A 16,737-nucleotide genomic window follows, 5' to 3' on the forward strand; every position below is an offset into this window, starting at 1 on the left:
GGGGGGGGGGGGGGGGGGGGGGGGGGGGGGGGGGGGGGGGGGGGGGGGGGGGGGGGCCCCCCCCCCCCCCCGCGACCGCACGACCCCGCACGACCCAGCCGCCACCCCGCCCGCCGACCGGCCGACCCCGAGGACCCGCGTGGACGACATCACCTCCCAGCCCGACCTGGTGCTGCAGGCCTTCTGGCTGACCCTCCAGCTCACCCTGATCGCGGGCCTGACCTCGCTGGTCCTCGGCACGGTGCTGGCCGCGATGCGCGTCGGGCCGGTGGCGGTGCTGCGGAAGGCCGCGGCGACGTACGTGAGCGTCGTGCGCAACACCCCGCTGCTGATCGTCTTCGTGTTCGTCTTCGTGGCGTTCCCCAACATGGGGCTCTTCGTCGACACCCCGTTCCTGCTCAAGGGCGTCATCGCCCTCACCTTCTACACCGCGGCGTTCGTCGCCGAGGCGCTGCGCGCCGGCGTCAACGCGGTGCCGCTGGGCCAGGCCGAGGCGGCCCGCGCGATCGGGCTGACCTTCGGGCAGAACATGACCAACGTCGTGCTGCCGCAGGCCTTCCGTGCGGTCGTGCCGCCGATGGCCAGCGTGCTGATCGCGCTGACCAAGAACACCTCGGTCGCGGCGGTCTTCGGCATCCTGGAGGCCACCGCACGCATGCGGACCTTCACCAACAACAGCGCCGACGACACCGTGATCTTCCTCGTCTTCGCCCTCGGCTACATCGTCATCGTCGAGGCCATCTCCGCCGGGGCCTGGGGCCTCGAGCGTCGCTGGAGGGTGGCGCGATGACCAGCGTCCTGTTCGACGTCCCGGGCCCGCGCACCCGCGCACGCCACCGCGTCTACACCGTCGTCGCCCTGCTGGGGCTGCTCGGGCTGCTGGCGGCGTTCGGCTGGCTGCTGGCCGACCAGGGCGAGCTCGAGTACGAGCTGTGGGAGCCGTTCCTCACCCCCGACTACCTCCGGGTGCTGCTCGTCGACGGGCTGCTGAAGACCCTGCAGATGGCCGCCACCGCGATCCTGCTCGCGGTCGTGCTGGGCGTGCTCCTGGGCGTGGGCAAGCTGTCGGAGCACCGCGCGCTGCGCTGGCCCTGCTGGCTGGTCGTGGAGTTCTTCCGCGCGGTGCCGCTGCTGCTGCTGATCGTCTTCATCTTCTTCACCTACGGCACCGGCGACGGCATCGGCTCCTACTGGTCGGTGGTCATCGGCCTCGCGCTCTACAACGGGGCCGTGCTCGCCGAGATCTTCCGTGCCGGGGTGCTGGCGCTGCCGTCGGGCCAGGCCGAGGCGGCGTACGCCCTCGGGATGCGCAAGACGCAGGTGATGACGCAGGTGCTGCTGCCGCAGGCGGTCAAGATCATGCTGCCGGCGATCATCAGCCAGTGCGTGGTGGCGCTGAAGGACACCAGCCTGGGCTTCTACGTGCTCGCGCCCGGGCTCACCACCGTCGGCCGCGCCGTCTGGGGCGAGTTCGGCAACCAGCTGCAGACCGCGGTCGTGCTGGCGGCGCTCTACATCGTGGTCAACCTGCTGCTCTCGGGTGTGGCCACGCTCGTGCAGCGGCGGCTGGTCGGCGAGCACAGCCCGCTCGACCTCACCCGCGTCGGGAACATGGACGGCGGGCAGAACGCCGGCGGGGCCGCCGGGACCTGACCGGCCGGACCCCTACTTCTTGGGGGTGACGTGCAGGTGGATGACGCCCTGGATCACCACGGTGCCGTCGTCGCGCACGCCGCGCACCCGCACGGGCAGCGCGGGGTCCTCGGAGGTCCACTGCTCGGGGTCGGTCTCGGCGACGCAGGTGATGTCGCTGGTGGCCTTGGCGGTGTAGGACACCTCCATTCCCTTCGGGATCCAGCGCTTGTCGGCGGGGATCGTGGCCTCGGCGAGCGCACCCATCGCCGCCTCGAGGCCGTTGCAGAGCGCGATCGCGTGCACGGTGCCGAGGTGGTTGTGCACGGCACGCCGCTTCGGGATGACCAGCTCGGCGCGGTTGGGCTCGAGCACCGTGAAGCGGGGGCGGATGGTGGCGAAGTACGGCGCCTTCTGCCCGAACAGCACGGAGAACACGCGGGTGCCGACGGCCTGGCCGATGACCGGCAGGGTGCTGGTGGTGCGCCACAAGGAGAGGACCTGACTCATGGCGCGCACATTACTCTGGAGTAACTTGAGGCGCCACCCGCGTCTCTCCCCCACGCCCTCCACGCCGCGCCACGGCCGGATGCGGTCGCGGCCGATCGTGGCGCCCGGCCCCGCCGGTGCTAGCGTTGTGGCACCGCCTCGTCGCGGCGCCCGCACCTGGCGGCGCCGGCCGTGGACGGCCCCTCGGGACGTGCTCCCCCCGCTCGGCTCGAGGGGTCGCCCTCGGCCGGCGCTCCTGCGCGGCCGAGGCGCCCGGTCACCGGCTCGCCAGCAGCTCCACCCGGTTGCCCGCGGCGTCGCGCACGTGCACCCGCCGGTAGCCCGGAAAGGTGTCCTCCTCACGCCGGTCGACCTCGTGGCCCAGCGCCTCGAGCCGCTGCGCCGCCGCCGTCAGCGCGGCGTCGTCGTCGAGCAGCAGGGCCGGGTGGGCACGGCGCGCCGGCACCGTCTCGGCCTCCGCGCCGACGTGCACCTCGGCGGTGACGGCGCCGGCGTCGTCCAGGGCGCGGAACCACGCCCCACCGCGGGCGCGCAGCGCCGGCGGCTTGTCCACCTCGACCAGGCCGAGCCCGTCGACCCAGAAGCGGCGCGCGGCGTCCTCGCCCCCGGGCGGACAGGACAGCTGCACGTGGTGCAGCCGGGCGCTCACGCCGCCCTCCGGGCCACCGCGAAGACCCGGCGGAACGGCAGCAGCACGCTGCCGTCGGCGCGCCGGGGGTAGGCGAGGTCGAGGCGGCGGCGCAGCTCGGCCTCGAAGTCGGGGCGCAGCGCGTCGGGCAGCGCCTGCAGCGTCGGGCGCGCGCCGGTGGCGGAGATCCAGGTGAAGACCGGGTCGTCGCCGGTGAGCACGTGCACGTAGGTGGTCTCCCACGCGTCGACCTCGACGCACCCCGCCCCCGCCAGGGCGTCGAGGTAGGTGACGGCGTCGTGGCTGGCGGGGGCGGCCACGTCGCGCAGGTGCGCGGCGTACGGCGCCTCGCCCGCCAGCTCGCGGCGCAGCTCGTGGCTCGGCTCGCCCATGTTGCCCGGCACCTGCAGGGCCAGCCAGCCGCCGGGGCGCACGGTGTCGACCAGCGCCGGCAGCAGGTCGAGGTGTCCGGGCACCCACTGGAGCGTGGCGTTGCTCAGCAGCACGTCGACCTCGCCGGGCGGGGCGGCGGTCACCCAGTCGCGCAGGTCGGCCACCCGGTGCTCCACGCCGGGCGTGGCCCGGGCGGTGCCCGCCGCGACCATCTCCGCGCTGGAGTCGACGCCGACCACGCGGGCCTGCGGCCAGCGCCGGGCGAGGAGGTCGGTGAGGGTGCCGGGCCCGGCACCGAGGTCGACGACCAGCCGCGGTGCGTCGGCGCCGACCCGGGCGAGCAGCTCGACGAAGGGCCGGCCGCGCTGGTCGGCGTAGGTGAGGTAGTGCTCGGGGTCCCAGGTGTGGGTCATCGCGGCTCCAAGTGTCTTGACGTCAAGACAGTTTGTCCTGCGGTCCGTCCAGCGGCAAGGGGCTCGACCTCTTGACATCAAGATTCTCGATCTGCCCTATCCTGGGAGGGTGCGGGACGAGGTGGACGAGCTGATCGAGGCGTGGGCGCGCGAGCGCAGCGACCTCGACCTCGCACCCGTCGCCGTCTTCAGCCGCATCTCGCGGCTCGCCCGCCACCTCGACCTCGCCCGCCGGGCCGCGTTCACCGCCGCCGAGGTGGAGCCGTGGGAGTTCGACGTGCTGGCCGCGCTGCGTCGCGCCGGGGCGCCGTACGAGCTGTCCCCCGGCCGGCTGCTGCGCGAGACGCTGGTGACCAGCGGCACGATGACCAACCGGGTCGACCGGCTGGTCGCGCGCGGCCTGGTGGAGCGCTATCCCGACCCCGCCGACCGGCGCGGGGTGATCGTGCGGCTGACGCCCCAGGGCGGCACGGCGGTCGACACCGCCTTCTCCGCGCTGCTCGCCGCCGAGCACGAGCTGCTCGCCGACCTGCCCACCCGCGAGCGCGAGCAGCTGGCGCGCTTGCTGCGCACCCTGCTCGTGCCCTTCTCCTGACCGCTCCGGCCCCTGGGCTACTCCAGCAGCTCTGCGGCCTCGAGCCACTCCAGCTCGAGCTCCTCGCGCTCCGCGGCGAGGGCGTGCAGCGACGCCGACAGCGTGGCCAGGCGCTCGTAGTCCTGGGCGTGCTGCACCACCTCGGCGTTCAGGGTGGCCTCCTGCTCGCTGATGCGCGCCAGCCGCTTCTCGATGCGCGCCACCGACTTGCGGGCGGTGCGCTCCTCGGCGCTGCCCGCCTTCGCCCCGCCCGAGGGCGCGGACGCCGACGCGGGGGTGCCGGTGGCCATCGGCACGTCGAGGGAGCGGGCGCGCCGCTCCAGGTACTCGTCGACCCCGCGGGGCAGCATCGAGATCTGGCCGTCGCCCAGCAGCGCCCACACCGTGTCGGTGACCCGCTCCAGGAAGTACCGGTCGTGCGAGACCACCACCAGCGTGCCGGGCCAGCCGTCGAGGAAGTCCTCGAGCACGTTGAGGGTGTCGATGTCGAGGTCGTTGGTGGGCTCGTCGAGCAGCAGCACGTTGGGCTCGGTGAGCAGCAGCCGCAGCAGCTGGAAGCGTCGCGCCTCGCCACCGGACAGGTCGCCGATGCGGGCGGTGAGCTTGTCACCGGTGAAGCCGAAGCGCTCCAGCATCGAGGTGGCGGTCAGCTCGGCGCCGTCGAGGGTCTTCGCGACGCGACGGATCGCCTCCACGGTGGGCAGCACCCGCCCGTCGGGGTCGAGGTCGTCGAGCTGCTGGGTGAGGTGCTGCAGCGCCACGGTGCGCCCGTGCTTGACCTTGCCGCCCGCCGGGGCGAGGTCCCCGGAGAGCAGCGAGAGCACCGAGGTCTTGCCGGCGCCGTTGACGCCGACGATGCCGACCCGGTCGCCGGGGCCCAGGCGCCAGGTGGCGTGCTGCAGCAGCCGCCGCTCGCCGCGCACCAGGTCGACGTCCTCGAGGTCGATCACGTCCTTGCCCAGGCGCTGGGTGGCGAAGCGCTGCAGCTCGAGGCGGTCGCGCGGGGCCGGCACGTCCTCGATCAGTGCGTTGGCGGCGTCGATGCGGAACTGCGGCTTCGACGTGCGCGCCGGCGGGCCGCGTCGCAGCCAGGCCAGCTCCTTGCGGGCGAGGTTGGCGCGGCGGCTCTCGCTGGCCGCGGCCTGGCGGGAGCGCTCCGCCTTGGCGAGCACGAACGCGGCGTAGCCGCCCTCGTAGGCGTCGACCTGGCCGTCGTGGACCTCCCAGGTGAACTGGCAGACCTCGTCGAGGAACCACCGGTCGTGGGTGACCACGACCATCGCCGAGGAGCGCTGGCGCAGGTGGGCCGCCAGCCACGCCACGGCCTCGACGTCGAGGTGGTTGGTGGGCTCGTCGAGCACCACCAGGTCGTGGTCGCCGAGCAGCAGCGCCGCGAGGGAGCACCGGCGCCGCTCGCCGCCGGACAGGCCGAGGACGGGCCGGTCGAGGGCGACCCCGGCCAGCAGCACCTCCACGACCTCGCGGGTGCGGGAGTCGGCGGCCCACTCGTGGTCGGAGCGACCGGTGAGCACCGCCTCGCGCACGGTGTGGGTGTCGTCGAGCTCGTCGCCCTGGTGGAGGTAGCCGACCAGCAGCCCGCGCTGGCGCGAGACGCGGCCGGTGTCGGGCGCCTCGAGGCCGGTCATCACCTCGAGCAGGGTGGTCTTGCCGTCGCCGTTGCGGCCCACGATGCCGATGCGCTCGCCGGCACTGATGCCGAGGGAGACCTCGGTGAGCAGGGGGCGCACGCCGTAGGACTTCGAGACGCGCTCGAGGTTCAGGAGGTTGGCCATGTCAGGCGTATTCGACCACGTGGGCGCCCGAGACCGGACCGGGGGCCGTCAGCACGGCGGCGCGACCGCCGGTGCCCGGGGACCCGTCGGGGGCGTCGTCGGGGTGCTCCTCGAGGTGGGTGGCCAGCCGGGCGGTCACCTCCTGGGCGTGCTGCCTGTCGTCGCACAGCATCAGCACCGTGGGGCCGGAGCCCGACAGCAGCGAGCCCAGCGCGCCGGCCTCCGCGCCGGCGGCGAACACCCCGGCGAGGTCGGGGCGCAGGTCGAGCGCGGGATCCTGCAGGTCGTTGGCCAGTGCCTCGGCCAGGCGGACCGGGTCGCCCTGCTCGAGCGCGGCCACCAGTGCGGCGGGCACCACCGGGTCGGGCAGCGCCGCACCCTCGGGGACCCGGGCGGCCAGCCGCTCGTCGAAGCGCCGGTAGACCGCCGGTGTGGACAGCCCGCGACCGCTGACCACCGCCACCCACCACCAGGACCCGCGGTCGGCCAGCGGGCTCACCCGCTCGCCGTGGCCCAGGCCGAGGGCGGTGCCCCCGAGCAGCGCGAACGGCACGTCGCTGCCCAGGCGCGCGGCGAGGGCGAGCAGGTCGTCGTCGGAGGTCTGCAGGTCCCAGAGCCGGTCGAGGGCCACCAGCGTGGCGGCGGCGTCGGCCGACCCGCCCGCCATGCCGCCGGCCACCGGGATGCCCTTGTGGATGTCGATGCGCGCCGCCCGCCGCAGGCCGTGGTGGGCCAGCAGCGCGCGGCCCGCGCGCACGGCGATGTTGTCGTCGTCGCCGGGCACGTCGCCCACGGCGACGTGGCGCTCGGCCTGCACCGTCACCGACCAGGTGTCGGCCTCGCTCACCGTGACGTCGTCGTAGAGCCCGATGGCCTGGTAGACGGTGGCCAGGGGGTGGAAGCCGTCGTCGGCCAAGGACCCGACGCCGAGGTGGAGGTTGACCTTCGCCGGCGCCCGCACGGTGACGCTCATGCGACGCCCACCCCGTGCAGCGCCTCGGTGACCCGCACGAACTCGTCGACGCCGAGCTGCTCGCCGCGCGCCATCGGGTCGACGCCGGCCGCCTCCAGGGCGGCGGTGGCGGCCTCCGCCGAGCCGGCCAGCCCGCGCAGCACCCCGCGCAGGGCCTTGCGCCGCTGCGCGAACGCGGCGTCGACGACCGCGAAGACCTGCTCGCGGCTCACCGGGGTCACCGGCGGCTCGCGCCGGGTCCAGGCCACCAGCCCCGAGTCGACGTTGGGCGCGGGCCAGAACACGTTGCGGCCCACGGCGCCCGCGCGGCGCACGTCGGCGTACCAGGACGCCTTCACCGACGGCACGCCGTACACCTTGGAGCCGGGGCCGGCGGCGAGCCGGTCGGCCACCTCGGCCTGCACCATCACCAGCCCGCGCTCGAGGCTGGGCAGCAGGGCCAGCAGGTGCAGCAGCACCGGCACCGACACGTTGTAGGGCAGGTTGGCCACCAGCGCGGTGGGGGCGGGGCCGGGCAGCGCGGTCACCCGCATCGCGTCGGCGAGCACGACCTCGCAGCGCGCGGCCTGCGCCGGGGCGTACGTCGCGATGGTCCGGGGCAGGCGGGTGGCCAGGGCCTCGTCGACCTCCACGGCCACGACCCGGCCCGCCACCTCGAGCAGCGCCAGCGTCAGGGAGCCCAGCCCGGGGCCGACCTCCAGCACGGTGTCGGCGGGCCCGACCTGCGCGGCCCGGACGATGCGGCGCACGGTGTTGGCATCGATGACGAAGTTCTGCCCGCGCTGCTTGGTGGGTCGCAGGTCGAGCTCGGCCGCGAGCAGACGCACCTCCGCCGGCCCGAGCAGTCGCGGGACTGCGGGGCCGGCGGTGGTGTCAGACATGCTGACCAGCGTAGTGGGCGGCACGGAGCCGCCCGGCCCACCGGCCGGGGTCGACCGGGGGGCGGCGGTGCTCAGGTGGGCAGGCCCAGCGAGGCCGCGCAGCCCGGCCAGGCGCCGTAGCCGCCGGAGGCGTCGCGCAGCTTGGTCGCGATCGCGATCTGGGTCTCGCGGGAGGCCTCGCTCGGCAGGCCGGGGCCGCCGTAGGCCTGCCACGTGCCGAGGCTGAACTGCAGGCCGCCGTAGTAGCCGTTGCCGGTGTTGATGGCCCAGTTGCCACCCGACTCGCACTGCGCGAGGGAGTCCCAGACGGTGCTGCCGCCGGAGAAGTCGGCGGCCGGGGCGGGCGCCGGCTCGGGCTCCGGCTCCGGCTCGGGGCGGGCCTTGGTGCCGACCTGCACGACGCGGTCGAGCGGGTTCAGCGTGATCGTGGCGCGCAGCTCCTTGCGGCTCACCTCGGCGCCGTTGCGCAGCACGACGGCGTAGGTCACGGTGCGGCGACCGGTGCGACCCTCCTGGGCCACGGCGGTCTCGCCGACGAAGAGCGAGGAGTCGTCACGCTCGACGGTGCCGAAGCCGATGGCCTGGCCCTTCACGGTGCGCTCGACGCGGCGCACGTCGGTGAACACGATGCGGTCGCCGTCGGTGACCTCGCGGCCGAGGCCGGGGCGCACCTGGTCGCGGTCGTGCACCTTCACACCGATCTCGGCGAGCGCGTCGCCCACGGTGAGGGCGGTGAGCTGACGCTCGACGGGCTTCTTGCCGGCCAGCGCCAGCGTGAGCCGCTTGGGCGTCACCACGGTGAGCGAGGCACCGCTGCGGTCGATGCTTCCACCGCGGCTGAGCGAGAGGTCGGCGTCGGTGAACCCGCGACCGATCTGGTCGAGCGCGCCGGCCACGTCGGTGGCGGTCACCCAGTAGGTCTGCTGCACGCCGTCGACCTCGACCTCGAGGGGCCGGCCGTAGCGGACGCTGATCGCGCTGCCGTCCTCGACGTCGTCGCCGAGCTCGGGCACGACCTCGTCGTGCTCGCCGACCTCGATGCCCTCGGCGGCCAGCACCTCCCCCACGGTGCCCGCGCGCGAGGTGACCTCGCGCGGCTGGCCGTCGAGGGAGACGGTGACGGACTTGCTCATCGAGGCGTAGCCGAGGGTGGTGCCCCCGACGGCCAGGACCACGAGGGCGACGAGACCGACCATGAGGGCGCGGCTGCGGCTGGCTCCGGCGAGGCGAGCGCCCACCCGGTGGGCGAGGCTGCGTCGAGTCTGGGAAGGCACACTGCTCCGAACGTCGTGCTGTCCGGTCCTCGGGGAGCCCGACCCGCCCGCACGGACGCCCTCCCCGGTGAGGGCGCAGGCCGCGCGGACGACGTCGCGGGCGACGTCGCGTGGGTCCGGCCGGATCGTCCCGATCCCGGCTTTCAGTCCCCCACCTGAACAGCCGAGCCCCGCCCGGCGCAAACCTCCGTCCACATCCCGGGGCCGACGTGAGCAGGCTCTCAGCACTGAGGGGGCCCGTTGAGGAGCCCTCTCAGTCGCCCTGACCTGCGCAGACGCCGCGACGCGCCGACGGTCGCCCCGTGCACGGCAAAATCGCGGCCACGGGTGCCGGCCGAGCGCCGCCGCGGCTCACCAGGCTCCGCCGAAGGCCTCCTCGGTGGTGGCGTCGATGATGGCGCACAGCTCGCCGAGGTCGTCGCCGCGCACCTGCGCCATCGCCCGCACGGTGTGCGGCACCAGGTAGCTGGCGTTGGGGCGCCCGCGCCACGGCACGGGGGTCAGGAAGGGGGCGTCGGTCTCCACCAGCAGCCGGTCGCGCGGCACCACCACGAGGGCCTCGCGCAGCGGGGCGGCGTTGGAGAAGGTGACGGTGCCGGCGAAGGACAGGTAGGCGCCGCGGTCGAGGCAGGCCCGGGCGAACGCCGCGTCTCCCGAGAAGCAGTGCACCACCCAGCGCTCGGGCACGCCCTCCTCGTCGAGCACGCGCAGCACCTCGTCGTGGGCGTCGCGGTCGTGGATGACCAGGGTCTTGTCGAGGCGCTTGGCGAGGTCGACGTGACGACGGAACGACTCCACCTGCGCGGCCCGCCCGTCCTCGCCGGTGCGGAAGTGGTCGAGGCCGGTCTCCCCGACCGCGCGGACCTTGTCGTGGGCGCCGGCCAGCCGCTCGATCTCCGCCATCGCCTCGTCGAGGCGGCCCTCCGCGGCCAGGCGTGGCGCCTCGTTGGGGTGCAGCGCCACCCCGGCCACGATCGGGGCGTACGCCGCGGCGGCCTGCACCGCCCAGCGGGCACCGGGCAGGTCGCAGCCGATCTGCACGATGCGGGGCACCCCCACCGCCGTGGACGCCGCCAGCGCGTCCTCCACCCCGAACCAGCCCGCCCCTGTCGGCTCCTGGGCGGCGTCCTGGGCGGCGTCCTGGGCGGCGTCGGCCGTCGCCACGGCGTCGGCGATGTCGAGGTGGCAGTGGTTGTCGACCACGGGGTGCGGCAGCGGCTCGGGCGCCGGCGGCCGCTCCCGGTTGCGCCGGCTGCCGCGCTCGTCGGTGGCCGACCGGGCGCGGGTGGGCCCGTCGGGCCGGGCGGGCTGCTCCCCCGGCGGCGAGCTCGGGCTCACGACGCCGCGACGCGGGCCAGCACGGCGGCGGCGGCCTGCTCGGGGGCCTGCGTGGGGATCCAGTGGGTGACGCCGGGCAGCACGACGAGCCGGTAGGGCGCGTCGACGTGGCGCCCGCACCGCTCGGCCGCGCGCCGGTCGACGAACGAGTCGCCGTCGCTCCACACCATCGTGGTCGGCACGGTCACGTCGCGGCGGGCCGCGGCGCGGTCGGTGAAGGGCAGCGCGCGGTACCACGCCAGGCCGCCGGGCAGGGCGCCCGCGTCGACGATCTCCCGCTGGAAGCGCGCGACGTCGTCGTCGGTCATGCCGCCGTCGCGCAGCAGCCGCGCGAACACCCCGCGCCGGGCGAGCAGCTCGGCACCGCCCGGCACCTGGAAGGCTCCGACGTACCAGCTGCGCAGGCCCTGGCGCGAGCCGAGCAGCGCGCTGACGAACGCCGCGGGGTGGGGCACCGAGAACGCGGTGAGGGAGCGCACGAGGTCGGGGCGGGTGGTGGCGAGGTGCCAGGCGACGACGGCGCCCCAGTCGTGGCCCACGACGTGCACCTTGCTCTCCTGGCCGCGCACTCCGCCGCGGCCGGGCTCGCCGACCAGCTGCTCGACCAGCGCGGCGACGTCGTCCGACAGCTCACCGACGCGGTAGGCGCGGCGCCCCGAGGGACGCGCGCCCGGGGAGTAGCCGCGCTGGTCGAGGGCGTAGGTGCGCAGGCCCTGGGCGTGCAGCAGCGGCGCGACGTGGCGCCAGCTGGTGGCGCGCTCGGGGAACCCGTGGAGCAGCACGACGGGGTCGCCGTCGAGGGGGCCCTCGTCGACCACGTCGAGCACGAGCCCGTCGCGGGTGAGCTGCGTCAGCCGCCCGCTCACGGCTTGTGCACCAGGTCGTACACCTCGCGCTTGGGCACTCCGGCTATGCGGGCCACCTCCACGATCGCCTCCTTGCGGCTGGTCCCGGCGGCCTCGCGGTCCGCGACGGCGGCGCGCAGGCTCTCGGGGTCGTTGTCGAGCGCCATCGTCGCAGCCGCCCCCGACACCACGATGGTGACCTCGCCGCGCACGCCCTCGCCGGCCCACTCGACGAGCTCGCCGAGCGGTCCGCGGCGCACCTCCTCGTGGGTCTTGGTCAGCTCGCGGCACACCGCGGCGGCCCGGTCGTCGCCCCAGGCCTGCGCCATCGCGGCCAGCGCCGCCGCCGTGCGGTGGGGCGCCTCGAAGAACACCATCGTGCGCTCCTCGGTGCCGAGCCCCGCCAGCCGGCGGGCGCGCTCGCCGGCCTTGCGCGGCAGGAACCCCTCGAAGCAGAACCGGTCGACCGGCAGCCCGCTGACCGCGAGGGCGGTGAGCACCGCGCTGGGTCCGGGCACGGCGGTGACCAGCACGCCGGCCTCCACCGCCGCCGCGACCAGGCGGTAGCCGGGGTCGGAGACGCTGGGCATGCCGGCGTCGGTCACCAGCAGCACCCGCTCGCCCGCGAGCAGCGCCTCCAGCAGCTGGGGCGTGCGGGCGGTCTCGTTGCCCTCGAAGTACGACACCACGCGCCCGCGCAGCGTCACCTCGAGGTCGGTCGTCAGGCGCCGCAGCCGGCGGGTGTCCTCGGCGGCCACCACGTCGGCGCCCGCGAGCTCGGCGGCGAGGCGGGGCGAGGCGTCGCCCACCCGGCCGATCGGGGTGCCGGCCAGGACCAGCACACCGGGGCCGTCGGGGGCGTCGCGGCCCGCGGGGCCGTCGGCCGCGGGGCGGGGGGCGGCGGCGGGGTCGGGGTCGGGCATGCGCCGATCATGTCAGCCCGGGCGCCCCGACCGGGGTCGCGGAGGGCTCGACGCGGGAGGCCGGTGGGGCGCCGCGACGTAGAGTCCAGCCCCGTGACGACCACGCAGGCGCCACCCGGGCCGCTGCCGGGCCCGCCCGGCGCCTCCGGGGCGTCGCCCGCCCCTGCGGCGCCGAGCGCCTGGGCGCGCGCACGCGGCCGGCTGCGGGCCGAGGACCCGTTCGTCGGGTGGTCGGCGGCGGTCGGGCTGACCCTGCTCGCGCTGTTCCTGCGGGTGTGGCGGCTGGGCTCGCCGGCGGAGTTCGAGTTCGACGAGACCTACTACGCCAAGGACGCCTGGTCGCTGGCCCACCACGGCTACGTCCGCGACTACGTGGAGGGCGCCGACGGCGAGATCCTCGCCGGCACGACCCGCGGGCTCTGGCAGGACGACCCGTCGATGATCGTGCACCCCGAGGTCGGCAAGTGGCTGATCGCGCTGGGCGAGAAGGCGTTCGGGATGACCCCCTTCGGGTGGCGCATCTCCGCCGCGGTGGTGGGCGCGCTGATGGTGCTGGTGATGTGCCGCCTGGCCCGCCGGGTCACCGGCTCCACCCTCCTCGGCCTGGTCGCGGGCCTCCTGCTGATGCTCGACGGGCTGCACTTCGTGCTGTCCCGGCTGGCGCTGCTCGACATCTTCCTGGCCTTCTTCGCGCTGTGCGCGGTGGCCTGCGTGGTCAACGACCGCGACCAGCACCGCACCCGGCTGGCCCGCCGGCTCGACGTCCCGGTGACCGACCCCCGCTCGTGGGGTCCGGTGCGCGGGCTGCTGCTGCGGCCGTGGCTGCTGCTCGGCGGCGTCTGCGCGGGCCTGGCGGTCGGCACCAAGTGGACCGCGCTCTACCTGCTGGCCGCGCTCGGGCTGCTGGTCTGGGCGTGGAGCGCCGGCGCCCGGCGCTCGTTCGGCGTGCGCCTGCCGGTGCTGCGCTCGGCGCTCACCGACGGCGTCGCGGCGTTCGTCCAGCTGGTCGCGGTGGCCGGCCTGGTCTACACCGCCAGCTGGGGCGGCTGGCTGGCCCACGCCGACCGCTACGAGGACGCCCTGTCGTCGACGCAGTACACCCAGTACGCCGGCCAGGGCCACTGCGAGGGCGAGTCGTACGTCTCCGACGACCCCGACACCGACGCGCGCTGGCCCACGGCCACCGAGCCCGACGCGAGCGGCCCGGGCGAGCTGGTGCAGTCGCTGCGCTCGCTCTGGTACTACCACCAGGACGTCTACACCTTCCACACCAGCTTCCTGAACTGCTCCGAGCACACCTACGCCTCCAAGCCGTCGGGCTGGCCCCTGCTCAACCGCCCCGTCGGGGTCGCCGCCGACACCGGTATCGAGCCCGGCACCCGCGGGTGCACGGCGCCCGAGGGCAGCGACTGCCTGCGCCAGGTGCTGCTGATCGGCACCCCGGTGATCTGGTGGGGCGGCCTGGTGGCGCTGCTGTTCTCGGTGGTGGTGTGGCTGGGGGCGCGCGACTGGCGTCACGGGCTGGTCGTGGTCGGTGCGGCCGCCACCTGGCTGCCGTGGCTGCTCTACGACGACCGCCCGATCTTCTCCTTCTACGCCGTGATGATGCTGCCGTTCGTCGTGCTGTCGCTGACGCTGGCCATCGGTGCGCTGATCGGCACGTCGCGGGCGCCGACGACCCGGCGCACCGTCGGCGTCGTGGTCGCGGGGGCGTTCGTGGTGCTGGCGATGCTCAACTACGCCTGGTTCTGGCCGGTGTTCACCAACGGGCTGCTCACCCACGACGCGTGGCTGCAGCGGGTGTGGTTCGACCGCTGGATCTAGGCCGGGCCGGTGCGCTCGGCGCCCTCGGCGGGCGGGTCCTCGGCGGCGGTGCCTAGGCTCGGGGCCATGACCTCCCGCGCCACCACGGCGGCCCGATGAGCAGCGTCGTCCCGGGCTGGGACACGCTCCCGGCCCCGCTGCTCGACTTCTGGACCGAGCGCCACCTGTGCACGCTGACCACCCTGCGTCCCGACGGCCGGCCCCACGTCGTGCCGGTCGGGGTCGCTCTCGACGTCGAGCGCCGCTGCGCCTGGGTGATCACCTCCCCCACCAGCCGCAAGGCGCGCAACCTCCTCGCCGAGCCCGGTGACCGCAGGGTGGCGGCGTGCCAGGTGGACGGCGCCCGCTGGGCCACCCTCGAGGGCACCGCGCAGGTGCACGACGACCCCGCCGACGTGGCGCGCGCCGTTGAGCGGTACGCCGCGCGCTACCGCCAGCCGCGGGAGAACCCCACCCGGGTGGCCCTGCGCCTCGAGGTCGACCGGTTCGTGTTCGGCCCCGGCCTGCTGCGCGAGCCCGCCGCCGGCTGACCGGCGGCGCTACACGCAGGTGTTGGCGAACCGCACGAGGTCGAAGGCGCTGTAGTGCGACGGGTCGTCGTGCGGACCCTGCACGCCGCGCACCGACACGTCGACGCCGCGGTCGCGCAGCGCGTCGGCCAGCGCGGTGGTGTTGCTGGCGAACGGCACGTAGGGGTCGCTGGGCGAGGCCACGAAGCGGTAGCGGACGTCGTCGGGCAGCCGCGAGGCGTTGTCGACGGGGTTGCGGTCGACCGGGGGCGGGCCGGCGTACGCCGTGCGGATGAAGCCGTTCGCGCCCGGCACGTTCGACATCGTGCCCATGTCGACGGCCGCCTTGACGCCGTACCAGCAGCGGGGGCCGCCCTTGCCGTGGAGCATCGCGTTGAGGGAGGTGGTGGCGCCCATCGAGGTGCCGACGAACAGCTTGACCGGGGCGCCGCCCTGCTCGGAGGCCCACTCCATCAGCCGCTCGGTGTCGGCGGTGGAGTCGGGGTTGCCCCACGACTCGCGGTGGAACAGCGACGACGCCACGACCCAGCCGTCGCGGCGCAGCGCGTCGAGCCAGGGCCCGTCCATCTTGTCGTTGACGTTGCCGCCCTGGCCGTGGAAGAAGACCGCGACGCCCTTCGGCTCGCTGGTCGGCGGCAGGTTGACCCGGGCGGGCTGGCCGGCGAGCAGCTGCTCGACCTGCTCCCCGGGGTGCTCGCCGCTGGCGCCCGTGGTGGCCAGCACCAGGCCCAGCGCCAGGACACCGGCGACGAGCAGCTGACCGACCCGCTTCGGCACGCCGGAGCGGCGGGAGCCGAGCACCGGCGAGGTGGGTCGCGACGAGGACATGGGGACGATTATCGGCACAGCACGCGGCTGCTGGCACATCGTTCGCGGAACTGGTCACCGTGCCCCGCCGGCAGGCCCCCCGGGTCACCTCCGCGGCCGCCTCCGCGGGCCGCCGGGGATCGAGACCGGATCGTGATGGCTGCGGGCTGGGACGACCCGGCCCCGGCCACGGCCCACCGGGTAGACAGGGCCGACGACGTGGGAGCGGCTCGGCGCCCCCGGTCGACCAGACGGACGGCGGTGGGTGCGGTGGGGTCGCGACGAGGGCGCACCACCGGGGGGCGCCGCCGCAGGGGCGGGCCGCTGCGCGCCGTGCTGCTGGTCGCCGTGCTCGCCGCACCCGCCGCGCTGACCGCCTGCGGCGAGGCCGGCGGCCCCGCGACGTCCGGCGCGGTCGAGCTCTCGCTGCCCGTCGGCAGCCCGGCGTACGACGCCGCCGCGCCGGCCTGGGCGATCGGCACCTCGGTGCACGTCGGCGACGTCGAGGTCACCGCCCGCCCCGCCCCGGAGGCGTTCGTGGTGACGACCTCCGGCCTGTACTACCTCGCCCGCGAGCGGCTGTGGTTCACCGCCGGCACCGCCGAGGCCGTGGAGGTGGCCGAGGTCGGCGCCACCGACGGCCGGCTGGCGCTCTCCCCCGACGGGCGTCACCTCGGGCTCCTCGACGCCTCCGGCGGCCCCACCGACGACGCCGGCACCCCCGTGGCCGTTCCGGTCGTGCTCGACGTGACCACCGGGCGCCAGGTCGTGCGTGCCGACCCCGCCGGCCCCGACGACCCGGCGGACGGCGAGGTCGCCGAGCGCCAGGCCGCGCGGCCCCCGGCGTTCCTCGGCTTCGACGTCGCCCACGCCTACGCCTACGACCCGTGGCGCGGCTCGACGGTGCGGGTGCGCCTCGACGGCACCGGCGAGGTCGAGGAGGTCGACGCCGCAGCGCGGGTCGCAGGACCCGGCGGCGCGGTCGTGGACGCCGCCGTCACCGCGCGCGACCGGCTGCGCCTGCCCCGGGACGCCGAGCCCGCCCCGCGCACCGCGCTGCTCTCCCCCGCGGGGGACCTGCTGCTCGACGCCGCCACCAGCGACCGGCGGCAGGTGCACGACAGCCGCAGCGGACGGGCCACGTCGTTCGACCCCGGGGAGCGCTGGTTCAGCGTGGGCGGGTGGCTCGACCGCGACACCTTCTACGGCGCCGCCAGCGCCCAGGGCTCGCCGGAGGGCCCCACCGGGCGCACCGTGGTGGTGTCGTGCGAGGTGCGCAGCGGTCGCTGCGACCCCGTGGGCGCCGAGGTGCAGCTGCCCGACCGGCCCACCCTGCTGTTCCCCGACGGGCAGCCCGCCGGCGTCCCGCGCTGACCCG

Annotated in this window: 17 protein-coding genes; 6 read left to right on the forward strand and 11 right to left on the reverse strand. The window is 75.5% G+C overall.

Translation table 11 applies throughout. The features are described from left to right. Positions 1-139 precede the first annotated feature (139 nt). Positions 140-790 carry an amino acid ABC transporter permease gene (locus tag AC4OR8_RS00005; RefSeq protein ID WP_492163518.1) on the forward strand — a complete coding sequence of 217 codons (651 nt, stop codon included), beginning with the start codon at positions 140-142 and terminating at the stop codon, positions 788-790. Continuing rightward, positions 787-1,653, forward strand: coding sequence for an amino acid ABC transporter permease (locus tag AC4OR8_RS00010; protein ID WP_492163519.1), 867 nt, complete (start codon positions 787-789; stop codon positions 1,651-1,653). The genes AC4OR8_RS00005 and AC4OR8_RS00010 overlap by 4 nt, the downstream gene beginning before the upstream one ends. Positions 1,654-1,665: 12 nt before the next feature. On the opposite strand, the gene AC4OR8_RS00015 is transcribed toward AC4OR8_RS00010, so the two are convergent. The 3 genes from AC4OR8_RS00015 to AC4OR8_RS00025 form a co-directional block, all read right to left on the reverse strand. Further along, positions 1,666-2,142: a hotdog fold domain-containing protein gene (locus tag AC4OR8_RS00015; protein WP_492163520.1), complete on the reverse strand. Its 477-nt coding sequence runs from the start codon at positions 2,140-2,142 to the stop codon at positions 1,666-1,668. 256 nt (positions 2,143-2,398) lie between these two features. Then, positions 2,399-2,791: a VOC family protein gene (locus AC4OR8_RS00020; RefSeq protein WP_492163521.1), complete on the reverse strand. Its 393-nt coding sequence runs from the start codon at positions 2,789-2,791 to the stop codon at positions 2,399-2,401. Then, complete coding sequence (locus tag AC4OR8_RS00025) at positions 2,788-3,576, reverse strand: methyltransferase domain-containing protein (protein ID WP_492163522.1); 789 nt, start codon at positions 3,574-3,576, stop codon at positions 2,788-2,790. The genes AC4OR8_RS00020 and AC4OR8_RS00025 overlap by 4 nt, the downstream gene beginning before the upstream one ends. 109 nt (positions 3,577-3,685) lie before the next feature. On the opposite strand from AC4OR8_RS00025, the gene AC4OR8_RS00030 reads away from it, so the two are divergent. After that, positions 3,686-4,171: a MarR family winged helix-turn-helix transcriptional regulator gene (locus AC4OR8_RS00030; protein WP_492163523.1), complete on the forward strand. Its 486-nt coding sequence runs from the start codon at positions 3,686-3,688 to the stop codon at positions 4,169-4,171. Between the two features lie 17 nt (positions 4,172-4,188). Here the strand turns inward: AC4OR8_RS00030 and AC4OR8_RS00035 are convergent, their stop codons facing one another. From AC4OR8_RS00035 to rsmI, 7 genes are all read right to left on the reverse strand, one after another. Continuing rightward, positions 4,189-5,964: an ABC-F family ATP-binding cassette domain-containing protein gene (locus AC4OR8_RS00035; protein ID WP_492163524.1), complete on the reverse strand. Its 1,776-nt coding sequence runs from the start codon at positions 5,962-5,964 to the stop codon at positions 4,189-4,191. A gap of 1 nt (position 5,965) precedes the next feature. Further along, on the reverse strand, positions 5,966-6,937 hold the full coding sequence (locus AC4OR8_RS00040; protein ID WP_492163525.1) for a 4-(cytidine 5'-diphospho)-2-C-methyl-D-erythritol kinase: 972 nt from the start codon (positions 6,935-6,937) through the stop codon (positions 5,966-5,968). Further along, complete coding sequence (gene rsmA / locus AC4OR8_RS00045; RefSeq protein WP_492163526.1) at positions 6,934-7,818, reverse strand: 16S rRNA (adenine(1518)-N(6)/adenine(1519)-N(6))-dimethyltransferase RsmA; 885 nt, start codon at positions 7,816-7,818, stop codon at positions 6,934-6,936. The genes AC4OR8_RS00040 and rsmA overlap by 4 nt, the downstream gene beginning before the upstream one ends. 71 nt (positions 7,819-7,889) lie before the next feature. Beyond that, positions 7,890-9,056, reverse strand: a complete 1,167-nt coding sequence (locus AC4OR8_RS00050; RefSeq protein WP_492163527.1) for a resuscitation-promoting factor — start codon at positions 9,054-9,056, stop codon at positions 7,890-7,892. 387 nt (positions 9,057-9,443) lie between these two features. Next, positions 9,444-10,430, reverse strand: a complete 987-nt coding sequence (locus tag AC4OR8_RS00055; protein ID WP_492163528.1) for a TatD family hydrolase — start codon at positions 10,428-10,430, stop codon at positions 9,444-9,446. Next, entirely contained in the window at positions 10,427-11,296 is an 870-nt protein-coding gene (locus AC4OR8_RS00060; protein ID WP_492163529.1) for an alpha/beta fold hydrolase, read from the reverse strand. Before AC4OR8_RS00060 ends, AC4OR8_RS00055 begins: the two co-directional genes overlap by 4 nt. Then, the gene (gene rsmI / locus AC4OR8_RS00065) at positions 11,293-12,117 is read right to left on the reverse strand and encodes a 16S rRNA (cytidine(1402)-2'-O)-methyltransferase (protein ID WP_492164452.1); all 825 of its coding nucleotides are present in this window, start codon (positions 12,115-12,117) and stop codon (positions 11,293-11,295) included. Before rsmI ends, AC4OR8_RS00060 begins: the two co-directional genes overlap by 4 nt. A gap of 174 nt (positions 12,118-12,291) precedes the next feature. On the opposite strand from rsmI, the gene AC4OR8_RS00070 reads away from it, so the two are divergent. Further along, positions 12,292-14,022 (forward strand): dolichyl-phosphate-mannose--protein mannosyltransferase, encoded by a 1,731-nt coding sequence (locus AC4OR8_RS00070; protein WP_492163530.1) that lies wholly within the window; start codon positions 12,292-12,294, stop codon positions 14,020-14,022. Positions 14,023-14,117: 95 nt separating this feature from the next. After that, complete coding sequence (locus AC4OR8_RS00075) at positions 14,118-14,552, forward strand: pyridoxamine 5'-phosphate oxidase family protein (RefSeq protein WP_492163531.1); 435 nt, start codon at positions 14,118-14,120, stop codon at positions 14,550-14,552. Positions 14,553-14,561: 9 nt separating this feature from the next. On the opposite strand, the gene AC4OR8_RS00080 is transcribed toward AC4OR8_RS00075, so the two are convergent. Further along, positions 14,562-15,380: an alpha/beta hydrolase family protein gene (locus tag AC4OR8_RS00080; RefSeq protein WP_492163532.1), complete on the reverse strand. Its 819-nt coding sequence runs from the start codon at positions 15,378-15,380 to the stop codon at positions 14,562-14,564. 249 nt (positions 15,381-15,629) lie between these two features. Between AC4OR8_RS00080 and AC4OR8_RS00085 the strand changes: the two genes are divergently transcribed. Next, positions 15,630-16,733, forward strand: coding sequence for a hypothetical protein (locus AC4OR8_RS00085; RefSeq protein ID WP_492163533.1), 1,104 nt, complete (start codon positions 15,630-15,632; stop codon positions 16,731-16,733). Positions 16,734-16,737 lie beyond the last annotated feature (4 nt).

Source organism: Nocardioides sp. FY1077 (genome assembly GCF_058681775.1).

Coding starts and splice junctions, on each gene's coding strand:
- AC4OR8_RS00035 (WP_492163524.1), bottom strand. CDS start 5,964: ATGGCCAACCTCCTGAACCTCGAGCGCGTCTCGAAGTCCTACGGCGTG.
- AC4OR8_RS00015 (WP_492163520.1), bottom strand. CDS start 2,142: ATGAGTCAGGTCCTCTCCTTGTGGCGCACCACCAGCACCCTGCCGGTC.
- AC4OR8_RS00075 (WP_492163531.1), top strand. CDS start 14,118: ATGAGCAGCGTCGTCCCGGGCTGGGACACGCTCCCGGCCCCGCTGCTC.
- rsmA (WP_492163526.1), bottom strand. CDS start 7,818: ATGTCTGACACCACCGCCGGCCCCGCAGTCCCGCGACTGCTCGGGCCG.
- AC4OR8_RS00040 (WP_492163525.1), bottom strand. CDS start 6,937: ATGAGCGTCACCGTGCGGGCGCCGGCGAAGGTCAACCTCCACCTCGGC.
- AC4OR8_RS00080 (WP_492163532.1), bottom strand. CDS start 15,380: ATGTCCTCGTCGCGACCCACCTCGCCGGTGCTCGGCTCCCGCCGCTCC.
- AC4OR8_RS00010 (WP_492163519.1), top strand. CDS start 787: ATGACCAGCGTCCTGTTCGACGTCCCGGGCCCGCGCACCCGCGCACGC.
- AC4OR8_RS00025 (WP_492163522.1), bottom strand. CDS start 3,576: ATGACCCACACCTGGGACCCCGAGCACTACCTCACCTACGCCGACCAG.